Source organism: Streptomyces sp. DG1A-41 (genome assembly GCF_037055355.1).
GTDB lineage: Bacteria > Actinomycetota > Actinomycetes > Streptomycetales > Streptomycetaceae > Streptomyces.
Genome location: NZ_CP146350.1, coordinates 5,064,516 through 5,080,866, shown reverse-complemented (window position 1 = coordinate 5,080,866; position 16,351 = coordinate 5,064,516). Strand labels below are relative to the sequence as shown.

The window sequence follows — 16,351 nt, the reverse complement described above, 5'->3', positions numbered from 1 at the left end:
TGCCGGCACGGGGCCCCGGTCCCCACCGGCATACTCCGCAATCGTCCCCCGAAACCGCAAGGCCCGCCCGCTCGGCGGACGGGCCTCGCGCACACGGACCGCCGTCAGCCCAGGACCTGCGCCGCCGTCGGCGAGGAGTCCTTCAGGAACTGGGAGCAGCGCTCGTACTCCTCCTGCTCGCCGATCGCCTGTGCGGCACGGGCGAGGGCGTGCAGGGCGCGCAGGAAGCCGCGGTTCGGCTCGTGCTCCCAGGGCACCGGGCCGTGGCCCTTCCAGCCGTTGCGGCGCAGCGCGTCCAGGCCACGGTGGTAGCCCGTACGGGCGTACGCGTACGACTCGACGGTCGCGCCCCGCTCGTACGCCTCGTCGGCGAGCTGCGCCCAGGCGAGCGAGGAGGTGGGGTGCGCGGCGGCGACGTCGACCGGCGCGGTACCCGACGCGAGCATTTCCCGTGGCCCGGGGTCGTCGGGGAGGTGGGTCGGGGGCGGGCCCCCGAGGAGGTTCTCGTGAATGGACATGCCCCAAGTCTGCCGCAGGCATGAGCTGCGGGCAGTCGTGCCGGCCTAGCTGCGGGCAGTCGTGCCGCTGGGGCGGCACGGGTGAGCGCGGCGGCACCCCGCTACGCCGGGCTGGGCAACACCCCGACGCGGGCAAAAACGCCCGTGCCTAAGACAACCGCTTCCGCACCGGCTCCCCCTCCAGCGGCGGTGCCGTCACACCCCCCTGCCGCAGACACTCCGGCCGCTTGCAGCCCGGCCGCGGCCTCCGTACCGCCGCGGCCGCGACGACCGCCCCCAGAACCAACACCCCCGCACACCACGCCATCGCCTTCCCGAAGGCGACATCGAACGCCCCCGGCTCCCGATACGCCTCCTCCCCCATCCCCGCCAGCAACGGCAACGCCGCCACCGCCACCAGCCCCGCCGCCCGGGCCGCCGCGTTGTTGATCCCGCTGGCCAGCCCCGCCCGGGCCACATCCACCGACCCCAGCACGGTCGCCGTCAGCGGCGCCACCAGCGTGACCATGCCCAGCCCGAGCACCACCAGCGCGGGCAGCGCATCAGCCACGTACGACGCCCCCGGCCCGACCCGCAGCATCAGCAGCATCCCCGCGGCGCACAGCAGCGGTCCCACCGTGAGCGGCAGTCGCGGCCCGATCCGGTCGGCCAGCTCACCGGACCGCGCCGACAGCACCAGCATCAGGGCGGTCGTCGGCAGCAGAGCCGTACCGGCCGCGAGCGCCGAGTAACCCACCACCACCTGGAGCTGGAGCGCGGCGAGGAAGAAGAACCCGCCGAGGGCCGCGTACACGCACAGCGTGACGAGGTTGACCGCCGTGAACTGGCGGGAGGAGAAGATGTCCGGCGGCATCATCGGCTCGGGACGCCGTCGCTCGACGACCACGAACGCCACTGCCGCGGCCAGCCCGGCCACGGCCGTGACCGCCACGACCAGCCCGCCGGAACCGGCCTCGATCAGCGCGTACGTCAGCAGCGCGAGCGCCGACGCGCCCAGCACCGCCCCCAGCACATCGAACCGCCCGTGCGCCCGCTGGTCCCCCGACTCGGGCACGTGCCGCAGCGCCACGGGCACGCACAGCAGCGCCAGCGGCACGTTCAGCAGGAACACCCACCGCCAGCCGGGCCCGTCCACCAGCCAGCCGCCGACGAAGGGCCCGACCGCCGCCCCGATCCCGCCGAAGCCGGACCACAGGCCCACCGCGCGGCCCCGGTCGTCGGGATGGAAGGACGCCTGGATCAGCGCCAGTGACCCGGGCGTGAGCAGCGCACCGCCCACTCCCTGCAACGCCCGCGCGGCGATCAGCACCCCGGCGTTCGGCGCGATCCCGCACAGCAGGGACGCCACCGCGAACCACACCACACCGACGACGAACACCTTCCGGCGCCCGAAACGGTCGCCCAGCGCCCCGCCCAGCAGGATCAGCCCGGCCAGGGTGACCATGTACGCGTTGACGGTCCACTGGAGGGCCGCCAGGTCCGCGTCGAGATCGCGGCCGATGCGGGGCAGCGCGACATTGACGACGGTCGAGTCCAGCAGGGCCATGCCGGAGCCGAGGACGGTGGTGAGCAGAATCCACCGGCCCTGCGGAGAGGCGAGCCGCACATCGGGCATGCAGGGAGCATACGGAAGGGCCCGGCACCTTATGGAGGTGCCGGGCCCTACGCGATCGAACCGGGACTTACTTGATCTTCGTGCCGGTGGAGCGGAGGTGGCCGCAGGCCTCGACGACGCGCGCGGCCATGGACGCCTCGGCGAGCTTGCCCCAGGTGCGCGGGTCGTAGGTCTTCTTGTTGCCGACCTCGCCGTCGACCTTCAGGACGCCGTCGTAGTTGCGGAACATGTGGTCCGCGACCGGACGCGTGAAGGCGTACTGCGTGTCCGTGTCGATGTTCATCTTGACCACGCCGTTCTCCAGCGCGGTCCGGATCTCCTCCTCCGAGGAGCCCGAGCCGCCGTGGAAGACGAAGTCGAAGGGGCCAGGAGAAGCGGCCTTGCCGAACTTGGCGGCGACGCCCTCGTTCAGCTCCTTCAGCAGCTCGGGACGCAGGACGACGTTGCCCGGCTTGTACACGCCGTGCACGTTGCCGAAGGACGCGGCCAGCAGGTAGCGGCCCTTCTCGCCCAGGCCCAGGGCCTCGGCGGTGCGGATCGCGTCGTCGACGGTGGTGTAGAGGGAGTCGTTGATCTCGTGGGAGACGCCGTCCTCCTCGCCACCGGTCGGGGTGATCTCCACCTCGAGGATGATCTTCGCGGCGCGGGCCTGTTCCAGCAGCTCCTGCGCGATGGAGAGGTTGTCGGCGAGGGTCTCCGCGGAGCCGTCCCACATGTGCGACTGGAACAGCGGGCTCAGACCGGCGTCCACGCGCTTCTTGGAGAGCGCCAGCAGCGGACGTACGTACCCGTCGAGCTTGTCCTTCGGACAGTGGTCCGTGTGCAGCGCGATGTTCACCGGGTACTTCTCGGCGACGATGTGCGCGAACTCGGCCAGGGCGACCGCGCCGGTCACCATGTCCTTGCTGTACTGGCCGCCCAGGAACTCGGCGCCACCCGTGGAGATCTGGACGATGCCGTCGCTCTCCGCCTCGGCGAAACCGCGCAGTGCCGCGTGCAGGGTCTGGGTGGAGGTCACGTTGATGGCCGGGTAGGCGAACTTTCCTGCCTTCGCCCGGTCCAGCATCTCGTTGTAGACCTCGGGAGTTGCGATGGGCATGCGTCCGCTCCTTGTATCTGCGGGTTGGCGTACTGCGTTCTCGGCCCTGACCTAGACCTTGGGGTGCGACGTCATCGTCGGCCCCATCTTTCCAGACTTGGCCGGAAGGTCCAGGCCACCGTCCACGCCCTGGTCGGTCTTGGCTCAGTCCAGGCCCAGCTCGTCCTTCGAGAACGCGAAGAGATACGGCACCCCGGCGCCCTCCTGGATCTTCTCCGCGGCGCCGGTCGCCCGGTCGACGATGGTCGCGACGGCGACGACCTCGGCCCCGGCCTCACGCACGGCCTCGACGGCGGTGAGCGGGGAGCCGCCGGTGGTGGAGGTGTCCTCGACGACCAGCACACGGCGGCCCGCGATGTCCGGGCCCTCGACGCGCCGCTGCAAGCCGTGCGCCTTCGCGGCCTTCCGTACGACGAAGGCGTCCAGGCGCTGCCCGCGCGCGGCGGCGGCGTGCAGCATGGCGGCGGCGACGGGGTCGGCGCCCATGGTGAGCCCGCCCACCGCGTCGAACTCGAAGTCACCGGTCAGGTCGAGCAGCACCTGTCCGACCAGCGGCGCGGCCTCGCCGTCGAGGGTGACGCGGCGCAGGTCGACGTAGTAGTCGGCCTCGAGACCCGACGACAGGGTCACCTTGCCGTGTACCACGGCCTTGTCCTTGATCTGCTGGAGCAGCGCGCCACGTGTGTCCGTCATGTCGCCCAGCTTAGAGGCGGCGCCAGCTCCAGGTCGTGGCGGCCTCCAGCGGTTCCAGGGGCGTGACCAGGCGCGGCAGGGTGTTGAGCCCGTTGGGCGGCCCGGTCTGCGGCTCCACGCACACGGCGGCCTCCTGCTCGTCGTAGACGACGACCCACTCCTGGCGGCCGGTCACCTTCAGCTCCAGCTGCCCGGGCCAGGTGAGGGTCACCTCGACGCCGCCGGGCATCCCGAAGCAGTCGTCCCAGGGGCCGGGCTTCGGCTCGACGCGGTTGCCGGTGGGCAGGTGGTCGTCGCCGCGCTCCTCCTGCCAGGCGGGGTGGAAGTCGAGGCGCACGTCCTCGCCGCCGAGGTTCCGGTTGAACCACGGGTGCCAGCCGATCTGCGCCGGGAACGACGACTCGTACGTCTCCACGGACATGGTCAGCGTCAGCGCGTCCTCGGTGAGGGCGACGACCTGGGTGACGCGGCCGGGGTGGGGCCAGGGGTCGACGAGCTCGTAGGTGATGACGGCCTCGGCCGTGCTCGTGCGGGCGGTGCGCCAGGCGCCGTCGCGGGCGGTGCCGTGGATGGCGTGGGGCGGCGCGTTGAGGGGCATCTGCCGTACGGCGGCGCCGTCCAGGAAGCGCCCGTTCCGGATCCGTCCGCACCACGGCACCATCGGGAAGCAGCCGAACCGCTCCCCCTGCCGGAGCATCTCCACGCCGCCGATCCGCAGCCCTCCGACCCGGCCGCCGTTGCCCGGCTGCACGGTCACCTCCGCGTCGCCCGCGGTCAGCGTGATGTCTTCGTCACTCACGGGACGACCCTACTGGGGTGATCAAGAGGGCCTCACCCGGTGCGGGGCGTTTTCAGCGACGCCTGCGCAGGGCCCGGACCGCCACGATGGCCGACGCCAGCGCGAGCGCCGCCGCGGGGGCCGCCCAGCGCAGCGGGGCGGGAGGCATCACGGTCTGCGGCGCGGGCACCGGCGCGTACCGCCCGCGCGGCGGAGCGTGATCGACCTCCTCGGCACTCCTCCCGATCATCGTCCGCCGCGCATGCGCCGCCTCGGCGATGCCGTCACCGTCCTCGCCGCCCTCGTCGTCCTCATCTTCGCCGTCCGAGGGCCCGAGAGAAGACGGCGCAATACCGGCCTCGAAGACGGATGGGGGCTCGGGGGGCGGGGCGGGGGGTTCGTCGCCGGGGCCGGAGGCGGAAGCATCATCGCCGGCTGCGGGGACAGGGGGCTCGTCGGCGCGCCCCGGTGCCGAGGGCTCGTCACCGGCCGCGGTGGCGCGAGCCTCATCGGCCGATTGGCCGGAGGCCGACGTCTTGTCGTCAGGGCCCGCGGCGGAAGCGTCATCGCCGGCTGCGGGGACAGAGGGCTCGTCGGCGCGCCCCGGTGCCGAGGGCTCGTCGCCGGCCGCGGTGGCGCGAGCCTCATCGGCCGATTGGCCGGAGGCCGACGTCTTGTCGTCGGGGCCGGGAGCCGGTGTCTCCCCGGCGGTCTCCGGCGCCCCGGCCGCCGTGCCTGTGTCGGTCGGGGCGTCGGCCGAGGTGGCGTCCGCAGGACGCGATGCCCCGGCCTCCTCGTCGGTCCCGGCCATCGCGCCCCCGGTCGCCCCCGCCGGAGGCGGTGGAGCCGCGTCGTCCGCCTCCGGGGTCGTCTCGTAGTCGGTCGTGGCGCGGGGTTCGAAGTCCTGGGTCGCGAGGAACGTGGTCGTTTCCGGGACTGCCGCGGCCAGTTGTTCCGCGAAACGGTTCAACAGGCGGGTGGCGGCGCCCTCCACCGCGTCCGGCGGGAGGTCCTTGATCCGTCCGTCCGCGGTGGCCGTGCCGCCGAACTCGATCGTCGTACCGTCCTCCGCGTCCCGCAGGGCGATCCGCAGCGCGAGTTTCACCGAGCCGGTGCCGCGGGCCTCCGTGGCGTCGCCCTCGACGGCGTACGCCCCGTCCTCCCCCGGGACAGCCGTACGGCACCCCGGTACGTGACCGAGTGGCTCCCGACCCGGATCTTCAGCCGCCCGGCGACGGGCTGGGCGCCGGCGTCCTGCTGGAGCCCCGGAACCGCCCGGGCGACCCGCGCGGGGTCGTCCAGCACCTCCCTGAGCCGCTCGGCCGGAACCGGAACGAACACCTCGTGCTCCATGTCGACGGACTCTACCCAGCACAGGCCGAAACGCACCCCCGCCTGAGGGATTAGCCCCCGATCCGCCCCCGCCGGGCGTATCCTCACCCGCGCTCACCCCACGGCCCGCCCGGTCAGTAGCGCGGATGCACCAGCGTCGACGCGGGCAGCCCCGCGATCCGCGTCCCGCGCGCCGCCCGCTCCCCCGCCGCGAGGGACGCGTCGTCAAGGTCGTACGGGCGCGGCCCGTCCGGGGCGAGGCGGGGCCGGGGCTCCGTACGGGCGGCCAGGATGAAGCCCCATTCCCGGGGCGCCTGGGAGCGGTCGGCGGGGGTGCGGTCGGGGCCGACGCCGAAACCGGCGTGACGGCCGCCCGTGCCGTACGGGGCGGTGCGGAAGCCGGCCGCGCGGAGGGTCGCGTCCACCGTCCAGTACACCCGCGAGCCGGACGCGACGGACCCGGCGTGCACCACGAGCCGGCCGCCGGGGGCGAGCACCTGCCGCGCGAGGGCGTAGAACTCCTGCGAGTACAGCTTCGTACCCGCCGTGATGCCCGGGTCCGGCAGATCCGAGAGGACCACGTCGTACGCCGCCGGGGGCGCTCCGCGCAGCCAGCCGAAGGCGTCCTGCGTGGTCACGTGCACGCGGGGGTCGCCGAACGCGTGCTTGTTCAGCGCCGACAGGGCCGGGTCGGTGCGGGCCAGCCGCACCACCTCCTCGTCGAGTTCGACGACGTCGACCCGGTCCACCCCGGGATGCCGCAGCACCTCGCGTGCCGCCAGTCCGTCACCGCCGCCGAGGATCAGCACGCGCGCGTGCGGTCCGGTCATGGCCGGGTGGACGAGGGCCTCGTGGTAGCGCAGTTCGTCGCACCCGCTGACCCGCAGCCGGCCGTCGAGGAACAGGTCGAGGGACCGGCCGTCTGGTCCGCCGGTGAGGACCACCTCCTGCACGCCGGTCTGGAGCGCCACGCGTACGTCCCCGCCGTACACCGCCTGCCGCGCGGCCCGTTCGAAGTCGTCGACGAGGACGGCGGCCGAGGCGAGGGTCACCAGTACCAGCGCGTTGGCGAGCAGCAACAGCCAGCGGGCGCGCCGGGTCAGGTCCCGGCGGAACAGGCCGAGCACCAGCGCGCCCCCGACGACCGCGTTGACGGCACCGGTGAGCAGCGCGCCGGTCAGCTGGCCGAGGAGCGGCAGCAGCAGGAAGGGGAAGGCGAGTCCGCCGACGAGCGCACCCACGTAGTCCGCGGCGAACAGGTCGGCCACCGCGCCACCCGCGTCCTGGCGGCGGATGCGCTGGATCAGCTCCATCAGCAGCGGGATTTCCGCGCCGATGAGCAGCCCGGTCGCGAGGGAGAAGGCGACCAGGAGGCAGCGGGGCCCGCTGGCCCAGATCCCGCCCCAGTCGCCGGTCCAGGCGAAGACGGCGTACAGGGCCATCGCGCTGCACCCGCCGACGAGGGCGAGGGTCGCCTCGACCGCGCCGAAGCCGGCCGCGGCGAGACCGCGCAGCCGCTTCGCGGCGAGGGAGCCGATGCCCATCGCGAAGACCATGACGGACAGCACGACGGACGCCTGGGTGACGGAGTCGCCCATCAAGTACGAGGCGAGGGCGACGAGTTCCAGCTCGTACACCAGTCCGCAGGCTGCGCAGACGAACACGCCCGCGAGGACCAGGAACCGGCCGGTGCCCGGCCGGACGGGCAGCCGCGCCGGGCCGCCGGGGCCGCCCGGGGCGCTCCAAGGCGTCGGGGAACCGGGCGGGGCGGGCGCGTGCGGCTCGATCACGCTGCGACGTTACGTCACGCCTCCGCTGCGGTTCGTCACCCACACGTGTGGTGCTGGTTTACACAGGCCCGATCGGTATGCGACCCGGTTCGCCGAGTGAGTGAGGGGCCGGGGGCTTCAGTTGGCGGTGGCCGCCGCCGGGACCCGTACGCCCACCTTCGTGCGGGTGGCCACCAACTGCCCGTCCTGCGGGTACGCGTGCCAGGTCCGCCAGTGCACCTGCCCCTCGTGGTGCTGGGCCAGCAGGGCCGTGAAGGCGTGCGGGCTGCCGGGGAAGACGCCGACCAGGCCGTGCGGATGGTCGGAGACGAGGGCCAGCAACTCCTGGGCGCGGCCCGCGAAGGAGCCGGGCGAGAGGACCTCGACCCGGGCCGCGAACTCGTACTCCCAGTCGCCCACCCGCTTGGCGACGCCGAGCGGAAGCGGGGTGCTGCTGCCCGGAATGCACGCCACCGTCTCCGAGCAGATGCCCCGCTCCTCCTCCAGTAGGACCTGGTGGGACGCGCCGAGAAGCCGCAACTGAAGTCGGGCGCCTGCCAGTTCGAGGTCGAGCGTGGCCAGCGCGGGAAGCGGCTCGCGCCCCAGGGCCCAGGCGAGATCAGTCGCGCGCGTGTCGGTGTAGGAGGTGTTCAGGGTCGTGAGCATGGATCGGCTCCGCAAGCACACAAGGAGAGGGAGAGGGGTCCGCCGCGCCCCGGTCGCACCGGGGGATACGGCCCGGGGAAAACCGGTCGGCCGGTTTCCGGAAAATGTCCGCAGGGCGTCCGAGAGGCTGCGTTGGTGTTTTAGAGGGAATCATGAACTGTGGCGCCGCAACAGCGTCTTTACCCAAAATCGTAGGGTTTCCATCCCTCAGAGGGCTCCACAGCTCAACTGTTCAACCACGGCGTGCGCCGGTGCGCCGCGGCTCACGCCCGGAGCAGGGACGAACGGACGCCCGGGCTTCCAGCCGGCTCTCGAAGTGCCTCTCGGGCGCACGCAGTTGACGGAGTAACGCCTCGATCCGGCACTCCACGATGGCAGTTGTCCTACAGGCATGCGAAGTTGCCGGAAAACACCCCAAGTTGCCCGACGGGCGTTCGACGTATCCGCCGGACGGAAACCTCGGACCTCCGGCCTGACGGGAACCCCGGACCTGCGGCCGGTGCGGGACCCCGGGCCCCCGCCCGACACGCCACCCGGACCTCCACCCGACACAGGACGCCCCGACCCCCGCCCGACACAGGACGCCCGCGGCCCCCGCCCGACACGGGAACGCGGGGCCCGCCCCCAGGTGCGGACCCCGCGTTCGGAGGTTGCGGCTTCCCCGTCGGGAGAGCGGCCGACGGGTGTCAGCTGCCTCCGCCGCCGCAGCCACCTCCTCCACCACCCCCGCCGCAGGACGACCCGCCTCCGCAGGACGAGCCGCCGCCGCAGGAGTGCCCCCCGTGGTTTCCGCCGGACGAGCCGGAGTCTCCGCCTCCGGCCCACCAGCTGCCGCCGCTGTCGTGGCGCGATCCGGTGGACGCCCACGCCCCGCGACGCGTCGTGCGTCCGGACGCGTTCCTGCGCCCGACGGACACCAGCGCCCCGACCAGAACAACCCCGATCACCGCCAGGATGATGCCGACGACCATGGCGTCACCCTCCTTCCGTTTCCCCCGAAGCGGCCCCCCGTGGGCGCCTCGCTCTTGCGTGAACAGGGGATGCCCGCCCCCCGCACGACCCAAAGCAGAGTTGAGGAACTCCAGAGCTTCGGCGCAGGATGGCCCGCATGACCTCCAGCGCGCGCCCCCTCCTCAACCGCCGGCTCGCCGAGTTCGGGACGACGATCTTCGCCGAGATGTCCGCCCTGGCCCTGAGCACCGGGGCCATCAACCTCGGGCAGGGCTTCCCCGACACCGACGGCCCCGAGGAGGTCAGGGAGGCCGCCGTACGGGCGCTGCGGGACGGCCTCGGCAACCAGTACCCGCCGGGGCCCGGCGTCCCCGAGCTGCGCACCGCGATCGCCGCCCACCAGCAGCGGCGCTACGGCCTGTCCTGCGACCCCGACAGGGAGGTCCTGGTCACCGCCGGGGCCACCGAGGCCATCGCCGCCTCGCTGCTGGCCCTGGTGGAGCCCGGCGACGAGGTGATCGCCTTCGAGCCGTACTACGACTCGTACGCGGCGTGCATCGCGATGGCGGGCGGGCGCCGGGTGCCGGTCACGCTCCGCCCGCACGACGGCAGCTTCCGCCTCGACCTCGACGAGTTGCGCGACGCCGTCACCGACCGCACCCGCCTGCTGCTGATCAACACTCCGCACAACCCGACCGGCACGGTCCTCACCCGCGCGGAGCTGGCCGCGATCGCCGAGCTCGCGGTGGAGCGGGACCTGCTCGTGGTGACGGACGAGGTGTACGAGCACCTGGTCTTCGACGACGCCGAGCACGTGCCGCCGGCGACGTTCCCGGGGATGCGCGAGCGTACGGTCACCATCGGGTCGGCCGGCAAGACGTTCTCGTTCACCGGCTGGAAGGTCGGCTGGGTGACGGCGGCGCCGGAGCTGGTCACGGCGGTGCGCTCGGTTAAGCAGTACCTGACGTATGTGGCGTCGGGCCCGTTCCAGTACGCGGTCGCCGAGGCCCTGGCGCTGCCCGAGTCGTACTTCACGGCCTTCCGGGACGACATGCTGGTCAAGCGGAACCTGCTGGCGGCGGGCCTGGAGGAGGCCGGTTTCCGGGTCTTCCGCCCCTCGGGGACCTACTTCGTCACCACCGACATCCGCCCCCTCGGCGAGACGGACGGCTTCGCCTTCTGCCGCGGCCTGCCGGAACGCGCCGGTGTCGTCGCGATCCCCAACGCGGTCTTCTACGATCACCGCGAGGAGGGGGCGCCGTTCGTACGGTTCGCGTTCTGCAAGCGGACGGGCGTGCTGGAGGAAGCCGTACGCCGTCTGAAGGGCGTAGCCGGGGCCTGAGGGACCCGGGGCTGCAAGGCGAACGGCGCTGAAAAGGCGTACGGCGCGTACAGCGCGTACCTGCTCTGCTCGTACGCGCCGACGCGCCGCTGGGGCGAGGCCTGCTGGGCCTACTCCTCGTCCTCGGGCTTCTCCGCCTCGTTGATCTCCTCCTCGAGACCGAGCTGCTCGATGAGCCACTTGTCGAACTCGATCGCGGCCCGCACCCAGCTGACCGTCGAGGAGACGAAGTGCTCCAGGCTCACACCCATGCCGATCAGCATCTGGGCCTCGCCGATCAGGCGGACCGTGCCGTCGTCGTGGGTGTGGCTGTAGACCTTGGGCCACAGGGTGCGGCGGTTCCAGTCGTCGATGGACTCCAGGATCTGCGGCTTGGCCTCGATCTCGTGGGGCCGGTCGTAGAACGTCCGCACGGAGAAGACCTGCTGGTCTCCCTCTCCCCGGAACATGAAGTAGGTGCGGAACTGCTCCCACGGCGCCGCGAGGTCTCCCTCGTCGTCGACGACGTACTTGAGCTCCATCTGGTCGAGGAGCTGCTTCACGAGGTCCTGATCCGGGACGACGGGGCCCGCCGGTCCTTGCGGCTGCGGCTCGGGCTGGCCCCCGAAGTTCGGAATCGAGGACGGGTCGATGGTCACCGTGTTTTTCCCTTCGTACGGATCCCGCCATCCTCCCCCATGCGGGGAGGGGCGTGGCAAGCCCAGACGGGTCCCGTCAGCCCTCGGCTGACAGGATCCGGCCGGTCGGGGGAAGCACCGGGTACCTCCTCGGAGCCCCTGCGCACCTGTCAGGCGCGCCGGACCTCGAAGATGTCGACCTTGTCGTTCCGGTTCCCGCCGCCCGGATAGCCGGGGTTGCGGAAGTTCGAACAGGCGCCCGGCGGGCCGAGCCGCCGGACCCGGTCCTCGACGGGCCAGGAGCGCAGGTCGGTGATCTTCGCGTCAGCACTTGATCGAGTAGCGGCCGACCCAGTGGTGGACGGAACCCGGCTTGTCCCGGCAGCCCCACTCGCTGAGGTCCTTCTTCCCGTCGGAGAACAGCCGCAGGAGCCTGCCCTTGTAGCCGGAGTCCCTGTACAGGCACCAGTAGCCGGCCTTCGTCCGCCGACGTGGCGGTGTCCGACGGCTCGGCGGTGGGCTCCTCACCCGCTTTGCACCGCCGTGCCGCTGGTGAGCACGAGCACGGTGGCCGAGGCGGTGGCGACGAGGGCGGCCGTCAAGGATCTCGAATTACGTCTGTTCTCCGGGGCAGTGCGGTGGGCGGGCGACGGGTGCCGTCGGTCAACCGTCGCCCACCGGGAAAGCCGGTGAACCGGGAACGTTCTCGCCGAAGTGGGAAAACGCGGGAGCCGCCGCTGTGCCGGCGCGTGCCGCGGTGTGCCGGTGTGCTCTCTCCCCGTCAGCGGACGGGTGGCGGCGTGAAGGCGCGCAGAACGACGTGCATTGCTGAATGCCCCGTGAATGGTTTGCGGGCCGAGGGGGCGTTGCCGAGAACCGCTCCGTGAGCGGAATGGGCAGCTGGATACGAAAGACCGTTCGACTCAGGCCGGAGGCTGTGAAGATGCCGTGAAGCGGAAGGGTGCGGAGTGCGCAGGCGGAGCACCGGGTTGGCCGAATACCTCGTATGCGCAGGCCCACCCCGGAAGTGCGGGGCGGGCCGTCGTCAGGGCGTGCGCTGCCGGTCAGAGGGTCTTGCCGGCCGCCCGTTCCACCAGGAGCTCGTCACCGACACGGTCGACGCGGACCGTGTCGCCGTCCTTGACCTCGCCGGAGAGGATCTCCTTGGCGAGGCGGTCGCCGATGGCGGTCTGGACGAGGCGGCGCAGCGGACGCGCGCCGTACGCCGGGTCCATGCCCTCCTCGGCGAGCCAGGCCAGGGCCTCGGGCGTGATGTCCAGGGTGAGGCGCCGCTCGGCGAGGCGCTTGGCGAGGCGCTCGATCTGGAGCTTCGCGATGCGCTCCAGCTCGGGCTTGGTCAGGGCCGAGAAGACGACCAGGTCGTCCAGGCGGTTGAGGAACTCCGGCTTGAAGGACGTCCGCACCACCTCCAGCACCTGCTCCTTCTTCTCCGCCTCACTGGTGAGCGGGTCGACCAGGAACTGGCTGCCCAGGTTCGACGTCAGGACGAGGATGGTGTTGCGGAAGTCGACCGTGCGGCCCTGGCCGTCCGTGAGACGCCCGTCGTCGAGCACCTGGAGCAGGATGTCGAAGACCTCGGGGTGGGCCTTCTCCACCTCGTCCAGCAGGATGACGGAGTACGGCCGCCTGCGCACCGCCTCCGTGAGCTGGCCGCCCTCCTCGTAGCCGACGTATCCGGGCGGGGCACCGACCAGCCGGGCCACGCTGTGCTTCTCGCTGTACTCCGACATGTCGATGCGGACCATCGCCCGCTCGTCGTCGAAGAGGAAGTCGGCGAGGGCCTTGGCCAGCTCGGTCTTGCCGACGCCGGTCGGGCCGAGGAAGAGGAAGGAGCCGGTGGGGCGGTCGGGGTCGGAGATCCCGGCGCGGGACCGCCGTACGGCGTCGCTGACCGCCCGCACGGCCTCGGTCTGGCCGATGAGCCGCTTGCCGATCTCGTCCTCCATGCGGAGCAGCTTCTGCGTCTCGCCCTCCAGCAGACGCCCGGCGGGGATGCCGGTCCAGGAGGCGACGACGTCGGCGATGTCGTCGGCGCCGACCTCCTCCTTGACCATGGTGTCCTTGGCGCCCCCGCCGGAGGCGGAAGATGTCAACGCCTCCTCGGCCTCGGAGGCGGCCTCCAGTTCCTTCTCCAGGGCGGGGATCTCGCCGTAGAGCAGCTTGGAGGCGGTGTCGAAGTCGCCGTCGCGCTGGGCGCGTTCGGCCTGGCCGCGCAGGTCGTCGAGGCGCTCCTTCAGCTCACCGACGCGGTTGAGGGACTGCTTCTCCTTCTCCCAGCGGGCGGTGAGGCCGCGCAGCTCCTCCTCCTTGTCGGCGAGGTCGCGGCGCAGCTTCTCCAGGCGCTCGCGGGAGGCCGCGTCGGTCTCCTTGCCGATCGCGAGCTCCTCCATCTTCAGCCGGTCCACGGCGCGCTGGAGTTCGTCGATCTCGACGGGGGACGAGTCGATCTCCATGCGCAGCCGGGAGGCCGCCTCGTCGACGAGGTCGATGGCCTTGTCGGGCAGGAAGCGGGAGGTGATGTACCGGTCGGAGAGGGTGGCGGCCGCGACCAGCGCGCTGTCGGCGATCTGCACCTTGTGGTGGGCCTCGTAGCGGCCCTTGAGCCCGCGCAGGATCGCGATGGAGTCCTCGACGGTCGGCTCGGAGACCAGCACCTGCTGGAAGCGCCGCTCCAGGGCGGCGTCCTTCTCGATCCGCTCCCGGTACTCGTCGAGGGTCGTGGCACCGACCATGCGCAGCTCACCGCGGGCGAGCATGGGCTTCAGCATGTTGCCCGCGTCCATGGCGGAGTCGCCGCCGGCACCGGCACCGACGACGGTGTGCAGCTCGTCGATGAAGGTGATGATCTGCCCGTCGGATTGCCTGATCTCGGCAAGGACGGTCTTCAGCCGCTCCTCGAACTCACCCCGGTACTTGGCCCCGGCGACCATGGCGCCCAGATCGAGCGCGACGAGCCGCTTGTCCTTGAGGGACTCCGGGACGTCCCCCTTGACGATCCGCTGGGCGAGCCCTTCGACGACGGCGGTCTTGCCGACGCCGGGCTCACCGATGAGCACGGGGTTGTTCTTGGTCCGGCGGGACAGCACCTGCACCACGCGCCGGATCTCCTGGTCCCGCCCGATGACGGGATCGAGCTTCCCTTCCCGCGCGGCGGCGGTGAAGTCGGTCCCGAACTTCTCCAGGGCCTTGTACTGGCCCTCGGGGTCGGCCGTGGTCACCCGGCGCGCTCCCCGCGTCTTCTGGAAGGCGTCCTGAAGCTTCCTGGCGCCGGCGCCCTGCTGGGACAGCACCTCGCCGGCCGCGCCGCCCTTCGCGGCGATGCCGATGAGGAGGTGCTCCGTGGAGAGGTACTCGTCCCCGAGGTCCTTGGCGCGGGCCTGCGCGTCGGCGACGACGGCGAGCATCTCGCGGTTGGGCTGGGGCGGCGCCACGGTGGACCCGGTCACGCTGGGCAGCCCGGCGAGCACGCGCTCGGCTCCGGCGCGTACGGCCGCCTGGTCGGCGTCGACCGCGGCGAGCAGATCGGTGATGTTCTCGTTGTCCTGCCCCTGGAGCAGCGCGAGGAGCAGGTGGGCGGGGGTGAGGTCGGGGTGCCCCTCGGTCACGGCCCGGTTGCTGGCCGCGTTGATCGCGTCCCGGCTCCGGTTGGTCAGCTCGGCGTCCACGTTCGCGTTCTCCTCCTTGCACTGACCCGAACGACTTGCACAAAGTTGAGTCTAGTCCACTCAAGGCCGATTCGGGGAGGGTCACAGGGGCTAAGTTCCGGAGTATGGCGACCAAGTACTCCGTCGATCCGGGCGCTCCGGACGAGCCGTATCTCAGCTTCTGGCGGGAACGGCACGTGTGCACCCTGACGACTCCCCGCCCGGACGGCACTCCGCACGTGGTACCCGTCGGGGTCACATACGATCCCGCGGCCCGGCTCGCTCGGGTGATCACGAACAAGGCGAGCGCGAAGGTGCGGCATGTACTGGCCGCCGGGGAACAGGGAGCGGCGGTCGCCGTCTGCCAGATGGAGGGCAAGCGCTGGGCGACACTGGAAGGCCGTGCCTTCGTCCGCACCGAGCCGGACCGGGTCGCGGAGGCGGAGCGCCGCTACGCGGAGCGCTACGGACGGACCCCCTCGCCGAACCCCTCACGCGTGGTGATCGAGATAGAGCTGACGCGAGCGATGGGGCGGGGTTGACCGAAGTGAAAATCCACTTCGGTGATCGATTGGATTTGGCCACCCCGGAACTGGGCTGATACCCGGAAATATCCCCAGAAACTGCAGCGGCGTCACCGTGTTCAGGTCACGGTGACGCCGCTGCGGGGGAAGCACCTGAGCGATCTGTTACGACGGGGGAATCGCGTCAGGCACTGCGGGGGGTGGCAGAGATGGCCCTCGGGGCAGGAGAGTCGGCCTCCACCTGCTCGTGGTCCCTTTGGTCCAGGTTCACAAAGATCATTCCGTACCGTACGGCACACCGCACGGGCTGCGGCGCCCCCCGAGGCCGCCGCAGACACCGGTAAGCCCGTACGTCCTCGTCCTCGTCCCGCGTGACGACCACCGGCTCGCCGAACACCGTCACCATCAACGAGTCGCCGCTGTGCGGGATGGCGGTGACCAGGTCGATGAAGTGCCAGCCCGAGCGGTAGGCGGTGGCCATTTCACGGCGGAAGGAGCGGTCGTCGGGTGGAGTGGTCACGTCAGCTCCCGGCTCCGTCGACCCCAGGGTTCGGCCACTGGGTGTTGTCAGCAGTTGCAACGTCCGCAACTGCCGCCGGCCACTGCGTGTTCGCCCGGACTCCGTCCCTCTCACCGGAGAAGCCACTCAGCGCACCGAGGGCTACGACGGCGGAGAAGGCGGCGACAAGCACCGAGCGAAGCATTTTGTTACGCATAGTCGGCTTCGTCCTCACTTGAAGGTCCCCTTTTCCCCCGTCGAGTACGACGATGGCTCATTCGGG

Annotated in this window: 15 protein-coding genes and 1 pseudogene; 2 read left to right on the top strand and 14 right to left on the bottom strand. The window is 71.7% G+C overall.

Going from position 1 to position 16,351, the window contains the following annotated elements:
- Positions 1–104 precede the first annotated feature (104 nt).
- From V8690_RS23735 to V8690_RS23695, 9 genes and pseudogenes are all read right to left on the bottom strand, one after another.
- The gene (locus V8690_RS23735; protein WP_338781871.1) at positions 105–518 is read right to left on the bottom strand and encodes a DUF3151 domain-containing protein; all 414 of its coding nucleotides are present in this window, start codon (positions 516–518) and stop codon (positions 105–107) included.
- Between the two features lie 148 nt (positions 519–666).
- A complete protein-coding gene (locus V8690_RS23730) occupies positions 667–2,133 on the bottom strand; it encodes an MFS transporter (RefSeq protein ID WP_338781870.1) in 1,467 nt (488 codons plus the stop codon).
- Positions 2,134–2,200: 67 nt separating this feature from the next.
- Positions 2,201–3,232, bottom strand: a complete 1,032-nt coding sequence (gene fbaA / locus V8690_RS23725; RefSeq protein WP_338781869.1) for a class II fructose-bisphosphate aldolase — start codon at positions 3,230–3,232, stop codon at positions 2,201–2,203.
- Positions 3,233–3,376: 144 nt separating this feature from the next.
- On the bottom strand, positions 3,377–3,925 hold the full coding sequence (gene pyrE / locus V8690_RS23720; RefSeq protein WP_338781867.1) for an orotate phosphoribosyltransferase: 549 nt from the start codon (positions 3,923–3,925) through the stop codon (positions 3,377–3,379).
- 10 nt (positions 3,926–3,935) lie between these two features.
- A complete protein-coding gene (locus V8690_RS23715) occupies positions 3,936–4,724 on the bottom strand; it encodes an aldose 1-epimerase (RefSeq protein WP_338781865.1) in 789 nt (262 codons plus the stop codon).
- A gap of 52 nt (positions 4,725–4,776) precedes the next feature.
- On the bottom strand, positions 4,777–5,673 hold the full coding sequence (locus V8690_RS23710) for a carbon monoxide dehydrogenase (protein WP_338785434.1): 897 nt from the start codon (positions 5,671–5,673) through the stop codon (positions 4,777–4,779).
- Positions 5,650–6,056 (bottom strand): annotated as a pseudogene (locus V8690_RS23705) (SRPBCC domain-containing protein); the annotation flags it as partial. The pseudogene V8690_RS23705 and the gene V8690_RS23710, both read right to left, overlap by 24 nt.
- 113 nt (positions 6,057–6,169) lie before the next feature.
- Positions 6,170–7,825 carry a polyamine aminopropyltransferase gene (locus tag V8690_RS23700; RefSeq protein WP_338781863.1) on the bottom strand — a complete coding sequence of 552 codons (1,656 nt, stop codon included), beginning with the start codon at positions 7,823–7,825 and terminating at the stop codon, positions 6,170–6,172.
- Positions 7,826–7,942: 117 nt separating this feature from the next.
- The gene (locus tag V8690_RS23695; protein ID WP_338781861.1) at positions 7,943–8,470 is read right to left on the bottom strand and encodes a DUF2617 family protein; all 528 of its coding nucleotides are present in this window, start codon (positions 8,468–8,470) and stop codon (positions 7,943–7,945) included.
- 1,099 nt (positions 8,471–9,569) lie between these two features.
- Here V8690_RS23695 and V8690_RS23690 point away from each other — a divergent pair.
- Positions 9,570–10,763 (top strand): pyridoxal phosphate-dependent aminotransferase, encoded by a 1,194-nt coding sequence (locus V8690_RS23690; RefSeq protein WP_338781859.1) that lies wholly within the window; start codon positions 9,570–9,572, stop codon positions 10,761–10,763.
- Between the two features lie 110 nt (positions 10,764–10,873).
- Here V8690_RS23690 and V8690_RS23685 read toward each other — a convergent pair whose 3' ends face one another.
- From V8690_RS23685 to clpB, 3 genes are all read right to left on the bottom strand, one after another.
- Positions 10,874–11,401 (bottom strand): YbjN domain-containing protein, encoded by a 528-nt coding sequence (locus tag V8690_RS23685; RefSeq protein WP_010032094.1) that lies wholly within the window; start codon positions 11,399–11,401, stop codon positions 10,874–10,876.
- A gap of 303 nt (positions 11,402–11,704) precedes the next feature.
- The gene (locus V8690_RS23680; protein WP_338781854.1) at positions 11,705–11,908 is read right to left on the bottom strand and encodes a hypothetical protein; all 204 of its coding nucleotides are present in this window, start codon (positions 11,906–11,908) and stop codon (positions 11,705–11,707) included.
- 536 nt (positions 11,909–12,444) lie between these two features.
- Complete coding sequence (clpB, locus tag V8690_RS23675; protein WP_338781852.1) at positions 12,445–15,066, bottom strand: ATP-dependent chaperone ClpB; 2,622 nt, start codon at positions 15,064–15,066, stop codon at positions 12,445–12,447.
- A 104-nt stretch (positions 15,067–15,170) separates the two neighbouring features.
- On the opposite strand from clpB, the gene V8690_RS23670 reads away from it, so the two are divergent.
- Positions 15,171–15,587: a TIGR03618 family F420-dependent PPOX class oxidoreductase gene (locus V8690_RS23670; protein WP_338781849.1), complete on the top strand. Its 417-nt coding sequence runs from the start codon at positions 15,171–15,173 to the stop codon at positions 15,585–15,587.
- A gap of 166 nt (positions 15,588–15,753) precedes the next feature.
- Here V8690_RS23670 and V8690_RS23665 read toward each other — a convergent pair whose 3' ends face one another.
- Both V8690_RS23665 and V8690_RS23660 read right to left on the bottom strand, forming a co-directional pair.
- Positions 15,754–16,089 (bottom strand): hypothetical protein, encoded by a 336-nt coding sequence (locus V8690_RS23665; RefSeq protein WP_338781847.1) that lies wholly within the window; start codon positions 16,087–16,089, stop codon positions 15,754–15,756.
- A gap of 1 nt (position 16,090) precedes the next feature.
- Positions 16,091–16,273, bottom strand: coding sequence for a hypothetical protein (locus tag V8690_RS23660; RefSeq protein ID WP_338785433.1), 183 nt, complete (start codon positions 16,271–16,273; stop codon positions 16,091–16,093).
- Positions 16,274–16,351: the final 78 nt, after the last annotated feature.